Origin of the sequence: Streptomyces sp. NPDC053076, assembly GCF_044546845.1 — a bacterium.
Classification (GTDB): Bacteria; Actinomycetota; Actinomycetes; order Streptomycetales; family Streptomycetaceae; genus Streptomyces.
In genome coordinates this window covers 195,304-216,681 of sequence record NZ_JBITZL010000002.1, presented here as the reverse complement: position 1 = coordinate 216,681, position 21,378 = coordinate 195,304, and the positions used below count along the sequence as shown (strand labels likewise).

The window sequence follows — 21,378 nt, the reverse complement described above, 5'->3', positions numbered from 1 at the left end:
CCGGTCCGCCGAATCGGCACCCTTCGCGCACCAGCCCCGCCCCCGGATCGGTGCCCTCCGCGCGGCGAACCTGGCCGCCCCCTTTCTCGCGGGAGCGCTCCCCTGCATAATGCGAGCACCTGATGCCCTGGGAGACCGGACGGGAGTGTCGGCGCAGGTGCGACCGCGGTCTGACCACAGCCGGAAGGGGCGCGGCCCTCCCCCCGGAGTACCGCGCCCCCGCTCAGGCGACCCGTCGGCGCCGGGTCAGTTGAACGCCCCGAACGCCTTCGAGAAGGCGGACTTGTCCTGGATGATCGAGCTGCACGTGGCGTCCGCGGTGGGCTTGGTACCGCCGTCGCACTGCTTGTCGCGGGTCGCGGACCACATGGAGAGCCCGCCGAGGCCCTTGGACTTGGCGAAGTCGACCAGCTGGCCGGCGTCCTCGACCTTGAAGACCTCGGAGGAGACGTCGTTGACACCGATCATCGGGGTGACCGCGACCGTCTTCCAGGCGGCGGAGTCCGACCGGCCCAGCACGCTCTTGACCTGCGCCTGGGTGGCGGTCGCCGCCTGCTCCGCGTAGGTGCCCATGTCACCGCTGTACGAGGCGCCGTAGTCCATCGCCATGATGTTGACGGTGTCGATCCGCACGCCGTTGGACTTGGCGTCGGCCAGGAGGTTCACGCCGTCCTGGGTGAGCCCCTCGGGCATCACCGGGAGGGTGAAGGAGACGTCCAGGCCGGGGTGCTGGGCCTGGAGTTCGGCGATGGCCCGGGCGCGGCGGGTGTTGGCGGCGGTGTTCGGCAGCGCGCCGCCCTCGATGTCGAAGTCGACCTTGGTGAGCTTGAACGCGTCGATCGCCTTGCCGTACGCCGCCGCCAGCGCGTCGGCGGAGGAGCAGGTGGTGGCCAGCTCCGAGCCGGAGGCGCCGCCGAAGGAGACGCGGACGTCACCGCCCTTGGCGCGCAGGGCGCCGATCTGCGCGGCCACGCCATCGCCGGTCAGGTCCGTGACACCGCCCCACTTGGGGGTGCAGCCGCCGCCGTCGGTGAGGAAGGCGAGGTTGTAGTTCTTCACTCCGGTGGCCTCGGCCGTGCCGAGGAGGTCGAAGGCCGGATAGAGGGAGGTGTCGACGTAGGGGGCGAAGCCGGCGGAGGCGGTGGTGCCGGTGCCCGTGCTGGCGGTGGGGGTCGGGGGCGCGCTCTTCGTGGGGGTGGCGGTGCTGGTGGGGGCCGGGGTGTTCGTCCTGGTGGGGGTGGGGGTCGGCGACTGGGGATCGGTCGGCCGGCCGCTCGGCTCGGGGGTGGCGCCGCCGTCCGCGGAACACCGGGTGTCGTCGATACGGCAGCCCGTCGGGTCGCCGCTGCCGCTCACCACGAAGCCGAGGGTGACCGACTTGCCGGGGGCCAGGCCGGCGGTGTCCCACTTCGCCGGCTTGACGGTGACGTGCCGGCCGCTGACGCTCGACTCGCCGTTCCACAGGGAGCTGAGCCGCGCGCCCGCCGGCAGGTCGAACTCCAGCGTCCAGGTCTTCTCGGTCTGGCCGCTGTTGTTGGTGACGACGTACTGGGCGGTGTAGCCGGTCGACCAGTCGCTGGTCCTGGTGTACGCGGCGTTCACGCCGGCCGCGTTGGCGGTGCCGGTGAGCAGGACCGCGGCGCCGCCGACCACGGCCGCGGCGACCAGGCCGCCTATCGCCTTGTTCCTGCCGCTGATCCTGCGCCGGTGCGTGCTCATGCGCGTGCCTGCTTTCGCTGCTCACTGGGGGTTCACAGGGGGTGGTGGGCCCTGTGGGTGTGGCAGCACGCTAGCGAGCCCGATTCGGACAATCGGCTTGTTCAGGGCGGTGGTTGAGTAGCTTATGGTCCGCTTAAGGGAGCGATCGGGATCGGTTAAAGGTAGAGACCAGTCGGCCCGGCCGGCGGCGCCGCACCGCACCCCGGTGACCCCGGCCCACCGGTTTGCGCCCGTCCAGCTGGAACCAGATCCGCACCTCGGTGCCGCCCAGCACCGACGCGCCGATGCGGACGTCGCCGCCGGTGGACTCGGCGAGCCGGCGGACGATGTCCAGGCCGAGGCCGGTCGAGCCGGCGGCGCCGGAGCCCCGGCCGCGGGCCATCGCCGCCTCGGGGTCGGGTATGCCCGGGCCCGCGTCCGAGACGAGCACGATCACCGCGTCCTCCCCGTTGTGCACGTCGACCGCGAAGGCGGTGCCCTCGCAGGTGTGCCGGAAGACGTTGCCGAGCAGGGCGTCGAGCGCGGCGGCCAGGTCGGCGCGGGCCACGGGCAGCCGCACCGGCCGCTCGACGCCGGCCACCCGCCACTTGCGGCCCTCGTCCTCGGCGAGCGCGGACCAGAACTCCATGCGCTGGCGAACCACTTCGGCCGCGTCGCAGCCGGCTCCGGGCACGGCGGCGGCCGTCTGCGGCTTGGCCTCCCGGGCCGTCCGGATGATGGTGTCGACCTCGCGCTCCAGCTGGGCGACGGCGGCCCGGGTCTGCTCGGCGGCCGGTCCGGCGCCCAGGGAGGCCGCGTTCAGCCGGAGGACGGTGAGCGGGGTGCGCAGCCGGTGCGAGAGGTCGGCCGCCAGCTCGCGTTCGTTGGCGAGGAGCTGGACGACCTGGTCGGCCATGGAGTTGAACGCGACTGCGGCCAGGTGGAGTTCGGTCGGGCCCTCCTCCGGCACCCGGGCGCCCAGCTTGCCCTCGCCCAGCTCCTGCGCGCCCTCGACCAGCCGCCGTGCCGGACGCACCATGCGCACCCCGAGCCGGTCGGCGACGGCGACCGAGCCGACGATCAGCCCGAGACCGACGGCCGCGAGCACCGCCCAGGCCGTTCCGACGCCGTTGGTCATCTCGGTCTCGGGGACGTACACCTCGACCACCGCGATGGCGCCGGAGCCGAGCGCGACCGGCTGGAGCAGGGTGGAGCCGCCGGGCACGGCGGTGGTGGAGGCGCGGCCGAGTCTTCGCACGGTCTCGACGTCGCGGGCGGCGGCACGCTGCCGGCCGAGGTCGAGTGCGGCCCGGCCGTCGTCGGCCGGCAGGTGGACGGCCATCCCGGAGTCGGCACCGGCCGAGGCCACCACCCGCTCCAGCTCGTCCCGGTCGGCGGTGATGGACAGGGCGGGCGCGACCGCGGCGGCCTCCCGTTCGGCGTTCGAGAAGGCGCGGTCGCGGGCCATCTCCTTGACGACCAGGCCGAGCGGCACGGCGAAGGCGACCACGACCATCGTGGTGACCGCCAGGCAGACCTTGACCAGCGCCCACCTCATCGCGGCTCCCCGTCCACAGGGGGTTCGAGCTTCACGCCGACACCCCGGAGCGTGTGCAGATAGCGGGGCCGGGCGGCCGTCTCACCCAACTTCCGGCGCAGCCAGGACAGATGGACGTCGATGGTCTGGTCGTCGCCGTAGGACTGCTGCCAGACCTCCGCGAGGAGTTCCTTGCGCGGGACGACGACCCCGGGCCGACCGGCCAGGAAGGCGAGCAGGTCGAACTCGCGGCGGGTGAGGTCGAGCCGGACGCCGTCCAGTTCGGCCTGGCGGCGCAGCGGGTCGACGGTCAGGCCGCCGACGCACAGCACGGTCGAGGGCGTGGCCTCGGCGCCGCCGGTACGGGCCCGGCGCAGTACGGCCGCGATCCGGGCGGAGAGGTGCTCGACGGAGAACGGCTTGGTCAGATAGTCGTCCGCCCCGGCGTTCAGCAGTCGGACGACCTCCGTCTCGTCGTCCCGGGCGGTGGCGATGATGACCGGCACGTCGGTGATGCCGCGGAGCATCTTCAGTGCCTCGGAGCCGTCCAGGTCGGGCAGTCCGAGGTCCAGGATGACCACGTCGAAGCGGAAATGGGCGACCTCGCGCAGCGCCTCCAGTGCCGTACCGACGCTGCGCACGGTGTGTGCGGCGTCGGTCAGATGCCGGATGAGCGCCGAGCGTACGAACTGGTCGTCCTCGACCACGAGCACACTTGCCATGCGCCGCACCGTACGCCATGCGGGCCACGCCGGGCGGGCCCCTGTGGACAACTCCGGGCGGCGCCTGTGGACAACTCCCGCCATGTGCGCACGGCGGTACCGCTGAGGCAGTATGGCCCGCGATGCGCAGAGGACTCGTACACCTACTGGCGTGGCTGCTCGCGACCGGAGCGGCGGTCACGCTGTCGTGGTGGGGCGTGCACACGGTGATGGCGGGGACGGCGTACGACCCGCCGCGCGCCCTGCCGGTCACGGCTGCCGACGCGACGGCGCGGGACGCGGGGCCCGCGTCCCGGGTGCCCTCTCCCTCCGCCACCGTCTCGCGCGAGCGGCCGGCCCGGCCGACACCGACCCGCACCCCGGCCCGCGAGCGGCCCCCGTCCCCCACCGCCACCGCCTCCGCCTCCGCGTCCGGCCGGGTCAGGTCCTACGACACCGACGGCGGCCGGGCGGTGTTCGACCTGGGCCCGGCCGCCGCCACGCTCGTCTCGGCGACCCCGGGAACCGGCTGGTCGATGCAGGTGTGGAAGACGGAGAGCTGGATCCGGGTGGAGTTCAGCCGCGGCGCGGACCGGGTGTCGGTCTTCTGCACCTGGCACGACGGTCCGCCGCGGGTGGAGGTGGGCACGTACTGAGCCGCCCGGGGCGAAGGGGCTCGGACGGTCAGCGGAACACCGAGGGCGGCGGGGCCGGTGAGGCCACCGCCGCCTCGTCCGTGACGGGAAGCGCGCCACCGGTGAAGTCGGTGAGCGGCCGGCCGTGTTCGACCCGGCCGGGGTGCGGGTCGGAGGCGGCTCGGCGGGTGAGTTCGGCGAGCGGCAGCGGCAGGTCGGAGGCGACCAGGATCGCGTTGCCGAAGCGCTTGCCACGCAGCACGGCCGCGTCGGCGACCAGCGCCAGTTCACCGAACCGGGCGGCGGCGGTGGCGATCTGGCCGCGCAGGTGGGCGAGCGGCGGGCCGTCGGCGAGGTTGGCCGCGTAGACACCGGACGGCTTCAAAGCCCGGCGGACCTCGTCCAGGAACTCGGTGGAGGTGAGGTGGGCGGGGGTGCGGGCGCCGCTGAACACGTCGGCGACGACCAGGTCCGCCCATCCGTCCGGCACCTTGGCCAGGCCCGCGCGCGCGTCCACCGCCCGTACCCGGATCCGCGCGCCCGGGTCCAGGGGCAGTTCGCGACGGACCAGTTGGACCAGAGCGGCGTCCCGTTCCACGATCTGCTGGGTGGAGCGGGGGCGGGTGGCGGCGACGTACCGGGCCAGGGTGAACGCCCCGCCGCCGAGATGCACGGCGTGCACGGGCTTGCCGGGCGGGGCGACCAGGTCGATGACATGGCCGAGGCGGCGCTGGTACTCGAAGGAGAGGTGGGCCGGGTCGTCCAGGTCGACGTGCGACTGGGGCGCTCCGTCGATCAGCAGCGTCCAGGCCCGGCCGCGGTCCGGGTCGGGCAAGAGCTGCGCGAGCCCGCCGTCGACCGGCTCCTCGACGGCCGTGACGGCGGCCGACCTGCGCCCTGTCTTCCCGGCCGCGCTCCTTGACCTGCCCACCGCTCCATTCTCGCAGCTGCCGCGGGGGCGCGCGTCACCGGCAGCTGTCGGCCGCCTCGATCAGCCGGGCCGCCTCCCCCAGGGCCCGGCGCAGCACCACGGGGTCGGTGGCGAGGTCGGCCTCGCCGGGCGGCAGCAGCCAGTCGGAGCCCTTTACCGGTGGGTCGGGATTCAGCCGCAGCCCGCGCCCGTCCGTCTCGGTACAGGTGCTGCCGGGCAGGTCCCAGCAGGCGGCGGTGCCGGCCGGCACCAGGAAGCCGAGGGTGTCGCAGCCGTCGTCGTGCAGGACGGGCCCCACCGCGTCCGCGGCTCCGCGCCGCAGGATGTCGACCGCCTCCAGCCCCTGCCGGGCCGGTACCGTCACGAGGTCGCATGCCGGGTCCCCCGGCACGGACGCGGACGGCGACGGCGACGGCGACGTACAAGGTTCGTTGCTCTGGCTGGTCTCCATGCCCGCCTCCACCACACAGCCCTGTTGCGGTCCATGGGGTCCAACGCGCGAGCCCGTCAACGGCTACGGCACAAGTGCGCCGCAAAGGATGGCACTTCATGGCAGATCTTGGATGAGATATCCGGTTTGTAGCCAAACACCGCGTGGCGGGTCCTTCACAGCAGGTACGTTCATGCCCGCCGGAACCAGGGCGTCACACGGGCGACTCGTCCCGAAATCGCCCCGGCCCGGCATGGTTCGACGGTTCGCACGAGAGGACCCGGCCATGGCGTCGTCAACCGTGACCTCGTCACAGCCCGAACGGCCACCCCGGCCGAATCCGGCCTTCCGACAGCTGCGCGGCAGGCGCTCACCGGCCGAGTTCGCGGCGCTGGTACGGCGGGCGGCACGCGAGATCGGTGAGCGCGTGAGCTGTGACGCGCGCTACATCGGCCGGGTGGAGGCCGGCGAGATCCGCTGCCCCAACTACGCGTACGAACGGGTGTTCCTGCACATGTTTCCCGGCCGCACGCTCACCGACCTCGGCTTCGCGCCCCGCTCGTCCGTCCGCGGACGCGCGGCGCGCCCGGCCGTGGAGACACCGGAGACCTCCGCCCCCGACGGGGTACCCGGTGAGGCCCGAGGAGCCTTCGAGCCGTACGACAGGCAGGAGCCGCACCAACCGCACGAACCTCCCCCGAGTTCTCGGCTCCGCTCGAACAGAGGGGACCCCCATGCGAAAGACCCCCTGAACCACGAGGAGAGCGACGTGCTGCGTCGCGCATTCATGACCGGCGGAGGCGCCACGGTGGCCGCCGCCACGCTGGCCCCGCTGGGGCTCACCACCGGTGCCGCGGCGGCGCAACGGCCGCTGCGGCGCGCCGGGACCCCCGAGGCGACCGCGCTGGAGGAGGCGGTCCGCCGCATCCGGCTGCTCGACGACCGGCACGGCGCGGACGGCCTGTACCGGCGCGCGGCGGCTCCGCTGCGCGCGGCCTACGCGCTGCTCGACGCCGGCGCCACCCGGCAGACCACCGCCGACCGGCTGCACTCGGGCGCCGGTGAACTCGCCATCTCCGTCGGCTGGCTGGCCCACGACTCCGGCCGCTTCGACGACGCGCGCTCGCACTACGCGGAGGCACTGGCCACCGCCCGGGTGACCGGAGACCCGGGGCTGGAGGCACACGCCTTCTGCAACACCGCGTTCCTCGCCCGGGACACGGGCCGTCCCCGGGAGGCGGTCCGGGCCGCGCAGGCCGCGCAGCGTGCCGCCCGGCCGCTCGGCTCCGACCGGCTGATGTCCCTGCTGGCGCTGCGCGAGGCGGGCGGCTGGGCGGGGCTCGCCGACCGCACCGGCTGCGAGCAGGCACTGGTGCGCGCGCAGACCCTCTTCGAGCGGGGCCGCTCGGACGCCGACCCCGAGTGGATGAGCTTCTACGGCGAGGCGGAACTGGAGGGGCTCGAGGCGCAGTGCTGGTCCACGCTGGGCGACTGGCGGCGGGCGTCCCGGCACGCGCGGCGGGCGACACATCTGCAGGACCCGCACTTCACGCGCAACATCGCTCTCTACACCGCCGAACTGGCCGACGACCTCGCCCGCGAGGGCCGTCCCGACGAGGCGGCGGAGGCGGGGCTGCGGGTGCTGTCCCTGCTGGACCAGGTCCAGTCCTCGCGGATCCAGAGCATGCTGGCGGGGACGGCGAGGGTGCTGCTGCCCCACCGGCGGGCCTCAGGAGTGTCGGAGTTCCTGGACCGTCACGCTTCCGCTCCGCGGACGGGGCGGGCGTAGTTCCGGTCCCGGGGTGGGACGCCTCGTCGTCCCCGGACCGCGGACCGGTGGCGGGCTGGTCGCGCAGTTCCCCGCGCCCCTCCGGGGGCGCTGCCGCGAGCCCTGGACGGGACGGCCCGGTTCGGGGTCCTGGGCGCGCTGCCCCTCATCCCCGACCGTGAGCGGGCGGTGGACCGGTCGCGCAGTTCCCCGCGCCCCTCCAGGGGCGCTGCCGCAGGCCCTGGACGGGACGGCCCGGTTCGGGATCCTGGGCGCGGCGCGCTGCCCCTCATCCCCGACCGTGAGCGGGCGGTGGACCGGTCGCGCAGTTCCCCGCGCCCCTCCGGGGGCGCTGCCGCGCGGGCCCTGGGCGGGACGGCCCCCTGAGGGAAGGCTGTCCCGGGGGCTGGGCGGGGCTTCAGCCCGCCAGGTGCCCCACGTCGTTCCAGCTCTCGATCGCCGGTTCGCCATAGGCCCAGCCCAGCACGGACAGCGAGGTCGGATTCAGTCGTATCCGGGCCGCGAAGTCCAGCGGCAGCCCCAGCCACCGCGCGCCGATGGACCGCAGGATGTGGCCGTGGGCGAAGACCAGGACGTCGCGGTCGGCCGAGCGGGCCCAGGACACCACCTCGTCCGCGCGCGCGGAGACCTCGGCGAGGGTCTCGCCCTCGGGAACCCCGTCCCGCCAGATCAGCCAGCCCGGCCGGACCGCCTGGATCTCGGCCGGGGTCATCCCCTCGTACGCGCCGTAGTCCCACTCCAGCAGCGTGTCCCAGCGCTCGGCACGCTCCCCGAACCCGGCGAGTTCGCACGTCTCACGCGCGCGTGACAACGGGCTGGTGCGCACCTCCGCGCCCTCCAGCCCGTCCAGCGGAGGGCGGTGCAGCCGCTCCCCGAGCAGCTTGGCCCCGCGCCGGCCCTCCTCCAGCAGCGGCACGTCGGTCCTGCCGGTGTGCTTGCCGGACAGCGACCATGCCGTCTGTCCGTGGCGGGCCAGCAGGATGCGCGGTGCCATGAGAGACCTCTCCGGGAGAGCGACGTCACATGGACGCCACGGAAACGACAACTGGACTGGGTCCCTCCATCATCGCGCACACCACGCCCAGGCAACCCGGCGGGCGATCCCGGCGTCTTCGAGGGCTGAGCGCGCGCCAGGCGGAACCGGAGCGCCCTCATGGGTGTCGCAGGGACGCCGTAAAGTGGCACGGTCGCCCGCCGGGGCGCACCGCACAGCAGACGGGGGAGGGCGATCGGATGCCGCAGACCGAGACACCGGGCACCGAGGTGGCCCCACGATCCCGGCTGCGCTGGTGGACCGAGCTGCCGCTGATCCTGCTGGTCTACGCCTGCTACTCGGCCGGACGGCTCCTGGCGCGCGGCGACGTCACCAGCGCCGTCGACCACGGCCTGGCGATCCTGCGCATCGAGAAGGCGCTGCACCTCGACGCCGAGCACCCGCTGAACCGGCTGTTCACACGGGAGTCCTGGCTCGGGGTCCCGGCCGACTTCTGGTACGCCTCACTGCACTACCTGGTCACGCCCGCCATCCTGGTCTGGCTGTTCCACGCGCGTGCCCGGCACTACCGGGCGGCCCGCACCTGGCTGATGACGTCCACCTTCATCGGCCTGATCGGCTTCACGCTGCTGCCGACCTGCCCGCCCCGCCTGCTCTCGGCCGGGCACGGCTTCGTGGACACGATGGCGCAGTACAGCTCGTACGGCTGGTGGGGCGGCGAGGCCAGCGCCCCGCGCGGCATGGGCGGCATGACCAACCAGTACGCGGCGATGCCGAGCCTGCACGTGGGCTGGGCGCTGTGGTGCGGTGTGATGCTGTGGCGGTACGGCGGCACACGCGGGACGAAGGTCTTCGGTGTCGTCTACCCGCTGATGACGGCGCTCGTCGTCATGGGCACCGCCAACCACTACTTCCTGGACGCGGTCGCGGGCATCGCCGTGATGGGCGTCGGCTTCCTGCTGGCACCGCGCGTGATGCGGGCCGCGGACCTGGTCCGGGCCCGGCTGCCGCGCCGCACCGCACCGGTCGCGGGCGACACGGGTTCCCCGATTGTCAGTGCCGGATGTCAGACTTCCGCGGGTGAGCGAATTCCACGGCAGCGAGAGTCGCAGCTCGACACCGCGGCCGGACCGGACGTCTCCCCCACCGACGCGGGCGAAGGGGCTCCGGCACCGGCTCGCTGAGCTGCGCGGTCCCGGCGTACCGGCCAAGTCCCTGGACGCGCGCGCCCTGGCGGCGCTCGCCGCCAACCCCGGGTGCGCCCGGCGGGCGGTCCTGGACGGCGCCGGGGTGGACAAGGCCCGGCTGGCCACCGCGCTGGGCGCGCCGTCCGGCTTCGGGCAGTCCCAGTTCGCGCTGACCCGGGGCAACGCGTTCGAGGCGCGGGTCAAGGCGGACGGCGGCGCCGAGCTGCTGCGGCTGGTGCACGCCCGCCTGGATCCGGGGGCCGCGGCGCCGGAGGGCGCCGCCGTGCCCGACCTGAGCGCGCAGGGCCCCGAGGGGCGTACGGCCCGTACGGCGCTGGCGCTGCGCGAGGCCCTGCGGGACGGCGGCTGGACGCTGCTGGACCATCCGATGCTCGCCCTGGACGTGGCGGGATCGCTCGCCTTCCTGGAGCCGGACGCGGTGGTGGTGCACCCCGACGGCAGCTGGTCGGTGGTGGAGATCAAGTCCTTCCCGATGGTGGACGGCGCCGCGGACCCGGCGAAGGTGGGCGCGGCGGCCCGGCAGGCGGCGGTGTACGTGCTGGCTCTGGAGGAGGTCGCCGCCCGGCTCGAACCGGCCCCGCGCGTGCACCACCGGGTGCTGCTGGTGTGCCCCAAGGACTTCTCCAACCTGGCCACGGGTTCCGCCGTGGACGTCCGCAAGCAGCGCGCGGTGACCGCGCGCCAACTGGCCCGGCTCACCCGTATCGAGGAGCTGGCCGGCGCACTGCCCGAGGGCACGTGCTTCGCGCCCGACCGGCCCGCCGAGGAACTGACGGCGGCCGTGGAGGCGGTGCCGGCGACGTACGCGCCGGAGTGCCTGTCCGCCTGCGAACTGGCCTTCCACTGCCGGGACCGGGCCCGCGCGGCCGGCGCGGTCACCCGCCTCGGCCGGCCCCTGCGGGCCGAACTGGGCGGCCTGGCCACGATCGAGGAGGTCCTCGCGGCGGCCCGCGGCGAGTCCGGCGACCCGGACGACCCGGCGGTGGCCGCGCTGCGCCGGGCGGCCGTCCTGCGCGCGGAAGCCCTCCGGGAGGCCGAGGAGGCTTCGGCCCCGACGGCCGCGGACTCTACGGTGGTGACCGCGTGTCCCTGATCACCACGCTCGCCCGGCTGGAAGCCGTCCACAGTGGCCGGGCGCAGCCGGCCGCGACCGTCCGGCACCGGCATCTGTCCGACCGCCCGCTGGTGTTCGTGCCGCTGACCACCGCCGGTGAGACCGGCGCCCCGCTCGGCGCGCTGGTCGGCACCGACCGGGACGCGCCCCGGCTGCTGGTCGTACCGCAGCCCCGGGACCGCGATCTGCGCTTCACGTTCCTCGCCGAGCTGGCCGACGTCGTCCTGCCGTACGTCGACGGGTACGCCGGGTCCGTGGAGGCGGCCGAGCGCACCGAGACCGACCCGGAGACCGGCAAGCGGGTCAAGGTGGAGGCCGAGCTGTGCGCGGACGCGCCCCAGCTGATCGTGCCGAGCCGCGCCGGCCTGGACCTCGTACGGCTGCTGGGCCGCTCGATGCGGTTCCGGCGCACCGCCGAGCAGGAACCCGAGGCGCCCTATCCGGCGCCGCCCCGGGTGCCGTTGCTCGGCCGTTGGCTGACGCACTACGGCGAGCGGGCCCGGGTCCCCGGCTCCTCGCTGCTGCTCGCCCTGACCGAGGTGCTGTCCCGGCACTGGGCGACCGGCCAGTCCGGCCTGGAGGACCAGCATCTGGGCGCGCTGCTCGCCTGGATCGACCCGCCCGAGGGGCTCAGCGGCGCCGAGGCCGCCCACCGGGCCGAGCTGGCGCGGGACACGGCCGGGCAGCTGCTGTGCCCGCCGGCCGGCCCCGCCACCGACCCGGCGTTCGACAACAAGCTGCTGGCTCCGGCGATCGAGCGCTACGACCGCGCGCGTACGGCCCTGGCCGCCGCCGAGGATCCGCTGGAGGCCGACGACCGGCTGGCCGCGCTCACCGCGGCCGAGCGGGACGTCAGGGACCTCGTCGAGAGCCGCACCCGGCCCACCTGGGACGCGGTGTGGCGGGGCCTGGACCTGCTGCGGGCGCTGCCGGTGGGCGGGCACGTGGACGGGCGCTGGACCCGGGACCGCTGGTCGTTCACCGGGCACCGGGACCGGGTGCTGGCCGGCGAGCCCCCGCAGCCCCGCCGGGACGACGCGGTGACGGCGGCGAACAAGCTGGCCACGCGCGAGCGCGAACAGGCCCGTCTGGAGGCGCAGGAGGCGCTGGACGATCCGCTGGTGATGGCGGGGCGGCGGCTGGCCGGGGAGGCGTTCGCGGGCGAGGTGACCGACGTCGTGATGACGTACAGCGAGGGCAGACGGCTGAGCCCGCGCCCGCTGGTGACGGTCCGCACGGAGGACCGGCCGCATCTGGCGGAGCGCGCGAAGGTGTATCGCTCACTGAACGGCAGGCCCCAGGCTGCGGAGTTCGCCGGACCGCAAGGTGACGGCGTGCTGGTGCTGCGGATCCTGGACAAGATGGGCCGCGGCAAGGAGCCCGAGCCCGGGTCCGTGCCGGAGAAGGGCGACCGGGTCTGCTTCACCCTGTTCGAGCACGAGCAGCGCGGCGGCGCGAAGCTGCCCGAGCCGGAGGAGACGCCGTGGACGCACGGCGGCCCGCCGGGCGAGGCCGCGCCGGAGGCACCCGACACCGTGACCGAGGAGGACGTGCTGTGACGACCGTCGACTTCGATCCCGGAGCCGCGGCCGGCCGCGCGACCGACGCCATCCTCCACGACACGCTGCACGGCACCGAGCGGGGCGTGGTGGTGGATTCGCCGCCGGGCGCCGGAAAGTCGACCCTGGTGGTCCGCGCGGCCCTGGAACTCGCCGACGCGGGGCGCCCGCTGATGGTGGTGGCCCAGACGAACGCCCAGGTCGACGACCTGGTCCTGCGTCTGGCCGAGAAGAACCCGCAGCTGCCTGTCGGCCGCCTGCACAGCAGCGACGCGGACGCGTACGACAAGGCGCTGGACGACCTGCCGCAGGTCCGTACGTCGGCGAAGGCGGCCGACCTGAACGGCCTGCCGGTCGTCCTGTCCACCGCCGCGAAGTGGGCGCACGTCAAGGTGGACGAGCCGTGGCGGCACGCGATCGTGGACGAGGCGTACCAGATGCGTTCGGACTCCCTGCTCGCCGTCGCGGGCCTGTTCGAGCGGGCGCTGTTCGTGGGCGACCCCGGGCAGCTCGACCCGTTCGCGATCGTGGGCAGCGAACAGTGGGCGGGCCTGTCGTACGACCCCTCCGCCTCCGCGGTCACCACCCTCCTGGCCCACAACCCGGGCCTCCCCCAGCACCGCCTGCCGGTCTCCTGGCGGCTGCCGGCCTCCGCGGCCCCGCTGGTCTCGGACGCCTTCTACCCGTACACCCCGTTCCGCAGCGGCACGGCCCACGGCGACCGGCGCCTGACCTTCGCCGTCCCCTCCGACGGCTCCGGCCCGGACCGGGTGATCGACGAGGCCGCGGTGTCCGGCTGGGGCCTGCTGGAGCTGCCCGCCCGGCACACCCCGCGCACGGATCCGGAGGCGGTCCGGGCGGTGGCCGCGGTGGTCCGCCGCCTGCTGGACCGGGGCGGCGCGGCGACCTCGGAGCGCTCTCCCGCCCCCGCTCCCCTGACCGCCGACCGCATCGCCGTGGGCACGGCCCACCGCGACCAGGCGGCGGCGGTCCGCGCGGCCCTGGCCGAGCTGGGCGTGCCGGACCTCACGGTCGACACCGCGAACCGTCTCCAGGGCCGCGAGTACGACGTCACGGTCGTCCTGCACCCGCTCTCCGGCCGCCCCGACGCCACCGCCTTCCACCTGGAGACCGGCCGCCTGTGCGTCCTGGCCTCCCGCCACCGCCACGCGTGCATCGTGGTCTGCCGCGCCGGCGTGACCGACCTCCTGGACGACTACCCCTCCACGGAACCGGTCCAGCTGGGCACGCTGGTGAAGTTCCCGGACGGCTGGGAGGCCAACCACGCGGTCCTCGCGCACCTGGGCGAACACCGGGTGGCCTGGCGGGCCTGAGCTGGGGCTTCCTCGCCCGCTGACGCTGACCAGCCCACGAGTATCGAGATCGTTTATGCCGGATCGGGAATATTTCGGAGTCGGCATGGACGAGGCGCGGTGTGCTCCCTAGCGTCGTCGGGCAGGGGCCCCAACCGGGGCCGGACGAGAGGGGGCACCATGTCGCGGAGCGATCTGACGCGGCTGACGGGCAACTTCAACGGGCCTGACTGTGATGACGACGACTGCCCGAACGTCTACCGCACGGCCAGTGGCTCCATCGTGGTCCAGGGGGACCTGTCCAGCGCCTTCCAGCCACCGGAAGGTGAGGCTCTGGTGGAGATCCCTGAGGCGGTTCTCAGGGAGGCTGTACGTGCTCTTGGATGGTGACGAGTGGCGGAGGACGTTCGACGCGTACGAGCGTGAGGCATGGCGCTTCGAGGCCCAACCCACCTACACCATGCCCAAGGAGACTGAGAACGTCGCCCGCTTCCTTCGCGGGGAGCCGAAGCCTGTGGACCACAACGCGCGATGGCACAAGCGCGTACAGGGCTTCGTGACGTCGGGACGCAGCATCGGGCGAGTGCGGATCGTTCGGCAGCCACTTACGGACTACCAGCGGTACCAATTCACTTGGGGAATTCCCGGAAACATCGAAGCCGGGGAAGACATCCGCATCCTGGATGTGACGAAAAATGACTTCGGGCTCCCCCTATCGGGTACCGACTGGTGGATGTTCGATGAGTCGAGAATCGTCCATTTGAATTATCGGCCGGACGGTACGCAAATTAACCGTGAGCTGCTTACGGGCGACATTGCCCCTTATCTGGAGTGGAAGCGGATCGCTCTGACACACTCCGTACCGTTCGCCGAGTACGTGAAAGAATCTGAGTGACATTCGAGCCTGAACAGCTAGGTCAGTCCAGGACCGACCTGGCGGAAAAACTCCGCGAGTTGCGTAAGCGGGCCGGTCTCACAGGGGACCGGCTCGCTCGGCGTTGCAACATGTCTCAGAGTCAGATTAGTAAGTTCGAGACAGGCAAGAAAACGCCGAAGCTCACTGATGTCGAACGTATCCTTCAGGCGCTTGACGCTCCTCCCGAAATCGTAGCGGAGATTACGTCCCTCGCACGCATAGCGAATACTGAGTGGCAGGACAAGCGCTCTTCCTGGCGGCGCGGCATGGAGAAGCGTCAGACGGAATTGGCTTCGCTGGAGGCCGAGGCCACGGAGTTGCGCTACTTCCTCCCCTCCATGATTACGGGCCTGTTGGCCACCCCCGAATTCATTCGCGCCAGCCTGAGCCACACCCCTGGCGATCCCTCCAAGACAGTGGCACGCAAACTAGAGCGTCAGACGGTTCTGTACGACATGTCGAAGTCGTTTACCTTCCTGCTCACCGAACAGGCCGCAAGATGGGCTATCGTTCCGCCCCCAGCCATGGCCATGCAGATTGACCGTCTCATATCACTGTCTCGCCTGCCGAATCTTCGTATCGGCGTCATCCCAACAGGGACCGAGATACCGCGCGGGCCTATGAACACGTTCACGGTCTATGACGGCCGGCTTGCCACGGTGGAAAACTTCACAGGCCGAATGGTTTTTCGGGATGCTCGTGACGTCTCCGAGTACCTCGCCGTGTTTGCACTCTTCGAACGCCATGCACGCTTCGATGAAGAAGCAAGGATTCTGCTTCAGCGATGGGCAGAGGCCTACCGGTGATCTTTAGTTCAGAACGGGAATAATGTTCGGTGAATCCCTCCGCCTGGTAGATCATGGATAGGTCATAAGGCCGGGGAGGATTGATGACGGGCACACAGAAGCCCCAGGGGTACGTATTGACGGAACTGCCCGCGGAACCGAAGGCCGTGCCAGGGTGCAGCACATGTCTCAGCTTTTGCGTGAGCCGGGATAATGCTCGATCCACAGGCGACTACAGCGCCGTATCTGATGCGAACGTGGAACTGCGTCAGCACCAGGCAGAGGCACACAGCCCGTGAGCCAGAACGCGTACGCGAAACTCTTCGCAGAACGGCCTCTGATGACGCTTCGGGTGTCGCGCGACTCCGGGCGGACTTGGGGTTCCGAACAGGCCGTGTTCGGTACGGATGATCTCCCACCGCTGATGACTGAGGCGTGGCCGCCGTGCGAGTGCGCGCGGTGCGCCGAGCCCAACAAGCGTTCCAACCGCTGAAGCGTTGCGTATTCCCTCGAACTCCCGCCCGAACGGGCGGCGGCGGTCAACCACGACCGCGATCAGTTGGCAGGAAGGTGCAGTGATGCAGAACGGAACCGACCTGTACGCGCTCGACATCAGTGGGGCCTCGTTCCTGAAGGCGTGCGGCGGCAGTACTCACCCGGACGGCGAGGCGTGCGTGACCCTGGCCCGGATCGGCGACGGTCTCTGGGCGCTCGGTGACAGCAAGCGGCCGGAGGCGCAGCCGCTGCGGTTCACCACGGAGGAGCGAAAACGGTAGCCGGTCGGCCGGTCTGCCCCGACTGCTCGACAGTCACGACGATTCCGGGCAGTTCCTTGACCTCTGCTGCGGTCGCTCCTCTTCTGAGGCCTGGGAGGCCAACCACGCGGTCCCCCTGGACGAACACCGGGTGGCCTGGCGTGCCTGACGTCCCCTGGCACATCTGGGCGAGCACCGGGTCCCGTGGTGGCGGCGAACACATCACGGAATAACCGGGGACTCCCTCCTGTTAGTGCGTCGAGGACAGAGCATGCTCGGAACAGGAGGCCATACCGTGGCGGCAGACGAGGCAGACGAGATCCGGGGCAGGGTGCACGGGACGGCTCCCGTCCCCCTCTCCGTGCTGGATCTGGTGACCGTCGGCGCGGGCAGTACCGCCACCGACGCCCTGCGCACCAGCGTCGCGCTCGCCCGGCTGACGGAGTCCCGCGGCTTCCACCGGTACTGGGTCGCCGAGCATCACTCCATGCCCGGCGTGGCCTCCTCCTCGCCCGCCGTGATCCTCGCCCACCTGGCCGCCCACACCGACCGCATCCGGCTCGGCTCGGGCGGCGTGATGCTGCCCAACCACGCCCCGCTGGTGATCGCCGAGCAGTTCGGCACGCTGGAGGCGCTGGCACCGGGGCGGGTCGATCTGGGCCTCGGGCGGGCGCCGGGCACGGACGGGGCCACGGCTGCGGCGCTGCGCCGTACCGAGACCCTGAGCGAGGGCGCCGACGACTTCCCGCAGCAGCTCGCCGAGCTGACCCGGTTCCTGGACGACGACTTCCCGGACGGCCATCCGTACCGGCGGATCCACGCGATTCCGGGCCCGGTGCAGGGCAGCAGCCCGGGCGGCGTCCAGTCCCCGCACCGCCCGCCGGTCTGGCTGCTCGGCTCCTCCGGCTTCAGCGCCCGGCTGGCCGGAGTGCTCGGCCTGCCGTTCGCCTTCGCGCACCACTTCTCCGCGCAGAACACCATCCCGGCCCTGGACCTGTACCGGCAGACCTTCCGCCCCTCCGCGGTCCTCGACAAGCCGTACGCCCTCATCGGTGTCTCCGCCCTCGCCACGGACGACGAGCGGGAGGCCCGCCGGCAGACCCGGGCGATGGCCCTGAACATGATCCGGCTGCGCACCGGCCGTCCGGGCCTGTTCCCCGACCCGGAGGAGGCCGAACGGCACGAGTTCAGCCCGATGGAGGAGGAGTTCGCCGCCTCCTGGACGGCCAACATCGTGCACGGCACGGCCGACGAGGTCCGCTCCGGCCTGGACGACCTGCACAAGCGCACCGGCGCCGACGAGCTGATGCTCACCTCGCACGCACACCGCGGCGACCTGCGGCTGCGTTCCTACGACCTGATCGCGGACACCTACGGGCTGCCGACCGCGTAGGTCTCCGCGCCTGCGTTCCGGCCAGCTGATCGCGGACACCCACGGGCTGCCCATCGCGTAGGTCTCCGCGCCTGCGTTCCGATGAGCTGATCCGGACGCCTACGGATTGCCCACCGCGTAGTCTCCGCGGCTGCCTTCCGATGAGCTGATGCGGACGCCTACGGGTTGCCGACCGCGTAGGTCTGCGCCCCCAGCAGCTCGGAGATACGATCCGGCGGCACCGGGCGGGAGTACAGCCAGCCCTGCCCGGTGTCGCAGCCGATCCGGCGCAGCCGGGTGGCCTGCGCCGCGGTCTCCACGCACTCCGCGGTCACCGTCAGACCGAGCCGGTGGGCGAGCTGGATCATCGCCTCCACGATGACCTCGTCGGCGGGATTCGGCACACCTCCCTTGGCGGCCTCCTCGTACTGGAAGCCCCGGACGAAGGAGCCGTCCAGCTTCAGCGTGGAGACCGGCAGGCGGCTGAGGTAGGCAAGGTTCGAGTAGCCGGTGCCGAAGTCGTCGATGGCGATGCGCACCCCCATGTCGCTGAGGGCCTGCAGCGCTTGGAGCGGGCGGCCCGCCGAGCCCATCACCGCCGACTCGGTCAGCTCCAGCTGGAGCAGGTGCGGGGCGAGCCCGGTCTCGGCGAGGATCTCCGCGACGTCGGCCACCAGGTCCGAGTCCCACACCTGCCGTACGGCCACGTTCACGCTGACGAAGATGGGCGGCTCGCCGGGGTGGTCCAGCTGCCAGCGACGGGCCTGGCGGCAGGCGGTGGCGAGCGCCCAGCGGCCGAGCTGCACGATCGAGCCGTCCTCCTCGGCCAGTCCGATGAACCGATTCGGCGTCAGCGTGCCGAACTGCGGGTGGTGCCAGCGGATCAGGGCCTCGACGCCGTTGAGCCGGCCGTCCTCCATGGCCACCAACGGCTGGTACTCGAGGACGAACTCCCCGCGTTCGATGGCGGGGCGGAGGGTGGAGGACAGGGCCTGACGGGTCATGCGGTGCGCGTTGCGCTCGGGGTCGAACAGCGTCCAGCGGCCCTTGCCGTCGGCCTTGGCCCAGTACAGGGTCGTGTCGGCCGCCTGCATCAGCCCGGTGGCCGTCGTACCGGCCGCGAGCCGCTCGACCACGCCGATGGACGCGGTCAGCGACAGCCGCTGCCCGGCCAGATCGAAGGGTTCCTGCAGCGCCTTCAGCGCGGACTCGGCGAGGTCGGCGAGCTGTTCGGTGCCGGTGGAGTCCTCCACCAGCAGGGCGAACTCGTCGCCGCCGAGCCGGGCCACCAGGGGCGTGGCGGCGCGGGCGTACCCGGCCTGGTCGGCGACCCGGGTCAGGCGTTCGGCCACGGCCGCGAGGAGCCGGTCGCCGATGCGGTGGCCCAGGGTGTCGTTGACGGCCTTGAAGCCGTCGACGTCCAGGTAGCACAGGCCGATCCGGCCGGTGCCGCCCTGCTCGTACGACTCCGCCTCCAGCGCGACCGTGAGCCGCTCGAAGAACAGCGTGCGGTTGGGCAGCCGGGTCACCGGGTCGTGCATCTGCAAATGGCGCAGCTGTGCCTGGAGTTCGCGGCGGGCGCTGATGTCGGCGACCGACAGCAGGACGCCGGGCTCGCCGCCGGTCAGCGGGGCGACGGTGACCTGCACCCACACCGCGTGCCCCGCGGGGTGTTTCAGTCGGCGGGTGCAGCGCAGGCGGGCCTGCCGGCCGCGCAGCACCTCGCGATAGGCGTGCCAGCTGCGGGCGTCCGAGGCCAGGTCCACCAGGTCGGCGGCGACCCGCCCGGTGAACGTGGCCGGATCGGTGCCGAGCAGTTCACCGAGGGCGGTGTTGGCGATGACGACGAAACCCTCGGGGGACACGACCGCCATGGCGAGCGGGGCGGCCGCGAAGACACGGTGGTAGGTGGTGTAGTGACTGTCTGTGACGGCTGACCGGTCGAGGTCTGCCGCGGGCGTCGGCCCTTCGGACGTTCCGCTCACCGCTCGCTCCCGCAGTGCACTCGATCTCTGTCCGTGCCGGAAAGTGTGCCGATCATAGAGGCTGGCCCCGGGCCCTTCCAGCCACTCTCCAGTGTCCCCGACCGAGCACAGGTTCCGACAGATCGTTTCTGCCCGCACCTGGACAGGTTCTTCGCACCCCCGACCAGTTGTGACGTTCCGTGAGTGTTTCGGGGTGTCGGGCGCCGGAGCGCGCCGGCGCCCGACGGGGGCGCGCTCACCCTTCCGGTGCAGGCAAACAGGGCATACAGCAATGAATACCAGCAATCTGGTTGCGGGTCCCGCCAACCGCATCCGGAGGTCACGTCCGTGCCCAAGCTGCGCAGCACCGCCGCCGTGTTCACCACGATGTCGGCGCTCGCCGCAACCTCGATCCTCACCGGCCCGTCGGCAGCCGAGCCCTTCTCGACGGCCCCGTGCGCCCTGCACCGCACCGAGGCCCACCACTCGGAGGGCGTCGACGACTGGAACCCCTCGTACACCCGTCCGACCGGCACGCTCGACGCCGCGCTGGTCTTCCTCTCCTTCCCGGACGCGGCCCCGCGCACCACCCCGGCCGAACTGACGGCCGACCACTTCCCGGCCACCAGTGCCTTCTACGAACAGTCCTCCTACGGCAGGTTCACCCTGCGACCGCACCCGCTGAAGCACTGGCTGCGCATGCCGCGCCCGTCGTCCTCGTACGCCATGAGGCGGGACTGGAGCGCCGAGGACCGGGCCGCCTACCTGCGGGACGCGTTCGCCGTGGCGGACAAGGAGGTCGACTTCTCGCGGTACCAGGTCGTCTATCTCGTCGCCGACCCGGACGCCCCCGGTGTCGACTCGGACGCCACCAAGGTCGTCAATCTCGACTCGCCCCTGCGCCTGGACGGCACCGACGTCCGCCGGGTCGTCACGGTGTTCGAGCACCATCCGCCGGACCGTCTCGTCCTCGCCCACGAGACCGGCCATGTCTTCGACCTGCCCGACCTCTACCACCGCCCGGTCGACGGCAAGGGCGACTGGGACACCCATGTGGGTGACTGGGACCTGATGGGAAGCCAGTTCGGCCTGTCCCCCGACCTGTTCGGCTGGCACAAGTGGCGGCTCGGCTGGCTGGATCCGCGCCAGGTGGTGTGCGTGCGGGGGGCCACGCCGACCCGCCTCACCCTGGAGCCCCTCGCGGCCGGGCCGGGCGTGCCGGTGCGGGGTACGGGCGGCGCCCCCGCCTTCGGTCTGGGCCACGGCACCAAGCTGGCCGTCGTGCGCACGGGCCCGGACAGCGCCCTGGCCTTCGAGGCGCGCGGCGCGGCCGGCAACGACCACTCGTCCTGCCGGCAGGGGATCCTGGTCTACCGGGTGCGCGGGGGCTCCGCGTCCGGCGACGGCCCGGTCCAGGTCGTGGACGCCCACCCGCGCACCGACGCGTGCTGGGAGAACTCGGTCTACCCACCCCTCGCCGACGCGCCGGTCTCCCTCGGGGAGAGCTTCACCGTGCCCGGGGAGGGCGTGCGGGTGGAGGCGGAGGACCGCACGGCGTCGGGAGCATGGACGGTGAAGATCACCCCGGGCACCGACGACTGACCTCCCGGCCGACGGCCACGGAAGCGAGCCGACACCGGCGGACGGCCACGGAAGCGAGCCGGTCTCGGCGGACGG

At 72.5% G+C, this 21,378-nt stretch carries 19 protein-coding genes; 12 read left to right on the top strand and 7 right to left on the bottom strand.

The window, feature by feature from the left end:
* Positions 1–246 precede the first annotated feature (246 nt).
* The 3 genes from ACIGYR_RS08310 to ACIGYR_RS08300 form a co-directional block, all read right to left on the bottom strand.
* A complete protein-coding gene (locus ACIGYR_RS08310) occupies positions 247–1,719 on the bottom strand; it encodes a cellulose binding domain-containing protein (RefSeq protein ID WP_399596287.1) in 1,473 nt (490 codons plus the stop codon).
* 133 nt (positions 1,720–1,852) lie between these two features.
* On the bottom strand, positions 1,853–3,256 hold the full coding sequence (locus ACIGYR_RS08305) for a sensor histidine kinase (RefSeq protein WP_399596288.1): 1,404 nt from the start codon (positions 3,254–3,256) through the stop codon (positions 1,853–1,855).
* Positions 3,253–3,957, bottom strand: a complete 705-nt coding sequence (locus ACIGYR_RS08300; RefSeq protein WP_391845222.1) for a response regulator transcription factor — start codon at positions 3,955–3,957, stop codon at positions 3,253–3,255. Before ACIGYR_RS08300 ends, ACIGYR_RS08305 begins: the two co-directional genes overlap by 4 nt.
* Before the next feature lie 122 nt (positions 3,958–4,079).
* Between ACIGYR_RS08300 and ACIGYR_RS08295 the strand changes: the two genes are divergently transcribed.
* Entirely contained in the window at positions 4,080–4,592 is a 513-nt protein-coding gene (locus ACIGYR_RS08295; RefSeq protein ID WP_399596290.1) for a hypothetical protein, read from the top strand.
* A 28-nt stretch (positions 4,593–4,620) separates the two neighbouring features.
* Here ACIGYR_RS08295 and ACIGYR_RS08290 read toward each other — a convergent pair whose 3' ends face one another.
* Together ACIGYR_RS08290 and ACIGYR_RS08285 are read right to left on the bottom strand one after the other, a co-directional pair.
* Positions 4,621–5,502, bottom strand: coding sequence for a spermidine synthase (locus ACIGYR_RS08290; RefSeq protein WP_391845219.1), 882 nt, complete (start codon positions 5,500–5,502; stop codon positions 4,621–4,623).
* A gap of 34 nt (positions 5,503–5,536) precedes the next feature.
* Positions 5,537–5,953 (bottom strand): hypothetical protein, encoded by a 417-nt coding sequence (locus ACIGYR_RS08285; RefSeq protein ID WP_399596291.1) that lies wholly within the window; start codon positions 5,951–5,953, stop codon positions 5,537–5,539.
* Between the two features lie 265 nt (positions 5,954–6,218).
* On the opposite strand from ACIGYR_RS08285, the gene ACIGYR_RS08280 reads away from it, so the two are divergent.
* The gene (locus ACIGYR_RS08280) at positions 6,219–7,721 is read left to right on the top strand and encodes a hypothetical protein (protein WP_399596293.1); all 1,503 of its coding nucleotides are present in this window, start codon (positions 6,219–6,221) and stop codon (positions 7,719–7,721) included.
* Between the two features lie 397 nt (positions 7,722–8,118).
* Here the strand turns inward: ACIGYR_RS08280 and ACIGYR_RS08275 are convergent, their stop codons facing one another.
* The gene (locus tag ACIGYR_RS08275; RefSeq protein ID WP_391845214.1) at positions 8,119–8,715 is read right to left on the bottom strand and encodes a histidine phosphatase family protein; all 597 of its coding nucleotides are present in this window, start codon (positions 8,713–8,715) and stop codon (positions 8,119–8,121) included.
* A 239-nt stretch (positions 8,716–8,954) separates the two neighbouring features.
* On the opposite strand from ACIGYR_RS08275, the gene ACIGYR_RS08270 reads away from it, so the two are divergent.
* From ACIGYR_RS08270 to ACIGYR_RS08230, 9 genes are all read left to right on the top strand, one after another.
* Entirely contained in the window at positions 8,955–9,899 is a 945-nt protein-coding gene (locus ACIGYR_RS08270) for a phosphatase PAP2 family protein (RefSeq protein ID WP_399596296.1), read from the top strand.
* 1 nt (position 9,900) lies between these two features.
* Positions 9,901–11,016: a hypothetical protein gene (locus ACIGYR_RS08265; RefSeq protein WP_399596543.1), complete on the top strand. Its 1,116-nt coding sequence runs from the start codon at positions 9,901–9,903 to the stop codon at positions 11,014–11,016.
* Positions 11,007–12,596, top strand: a complete 1,590-nt coding sequence (locus tag ACIGYR_RS08260; protein WP_399596297.1) for a hypothetical protein — start codon at positions 11,007–11,009, stop codon at positions 12,594–12,596. Before ACIGYR_RS08265 ends, ACIGYR_RS08260 begins: the two co-directional genes overlap by 10 nt.
* Positions 12,593–13,930 carry an AAA domain-containing protein gene (locus tag ACIGYR_RS08255; protein ID WP_399596298.1) on the top strand — a complete coding sequence of 446 codons (1,338 nt, stop codon included), beginning with the start codon at positions 12,593–12,595 and terminating at the stop codon, positions 13,928–13,930. The genes ACIGYR_RS08260 and ACIGYR_RS08255 overlap by 4 nt, the downstream gene beginning before the upstream one ends.
* A 159-nt stretch (positions 13,931–14,089) precedes the next feature.
* Positions 14,090–14,299, top strand: a complete 210-nt coding sequence (locus ACIGYR_RS08250) for a hypothetical protein (RefSeq protein ID WP_399596300.1) — start codon at positions 14,090–14,092, stop codon at positions 14,297–14,299.
* Entirely contained in the window at positions 14,283–14,804 is a 522-nt protein-coding gene (locus ACIGYR_RS08245; protein ID WP_399596301.1) for a DUF6879 family protein, read from the top strand. Before ACIGYR_RS08250 ends, ACIGYR_RS08245 begins: the two co-directional genes overlap by 17 nt.
* Positions 14,801–15,631 (top strand): helix-turn-helix domain-containing protein, encoded by an 831-nt coding sequence (locus ACIGYR_RS08240; protein ID WP_399596302.1) that lies wholly within the window; start codon positions 14,801–14,803, stop codon positions 15,629–15,631. The genes ACIGYR_RS08245 and ACIGYR_RS08240 overlap by 4 nt, the downstream gene beginning before the upstream one ends.
* A 557-nt stretch (positions 15,632–16,188) precedes the next feature.
* Positions 16,189–16,386: a DUF397 domain-containing protein gene (locus tag ACIGYR_RS08235; RefSeq protein WP_399596304.1), complete on the top strand. Its 198-nt coding sequence runs from the start codon at positions 16,189–16,191 to the stop codon at positions 16,384–16,386.
* Between the two features lie 250 nt (positions 16,387–16,636).
* Positions 16,637–17,758, top strand: a complete 1,122-nt coding sequence (locus ACIGYR_RS08230) for an LLM class flavin-dependent oxidoreductase (protein ID WP_399596306.1) — start codon at positions 16,637–16,639, stop codon at positions 17,756–17,758.
* 158 nt (positions 17,759–17,916) lie between these two features.
* Here ACIGYR_RS08230 and ACIGYR_RS08225 read toward each other — a convergent pair whose 3' ends face one another.
* Positions 17,917–19,722, bottom strand: a complete 1,806-nt coding sequence (locus ACIGYR_RS08225) for a putative bifunctional diguanylate cyclase/phosphodiesterase (RefSeq protein ID WP_399596307.1) — start codon at positions 19,720–19,722, stop codon at positions 17,917–17,919.
* Positions 19,723–20,088: 366 nt separating this feature from the next.
* Between ACIGYR_RS08225 and ACIGYR_RS08220 the strand changes: the two genes are divergently transcribed.
* Positions 20,089–21,303, top strand: a complete 1,215-nt coding sequence (locus tag ACIGYR_RS08220; protein WP_399596545.1) for a M6 family metalloprotease domain-containing protein — start codon at positions 20,089–20,091, stop codon at positions 21,301–21,303.
* Positions 21,304–21,378: the final 75 nt, after the last annotated feature.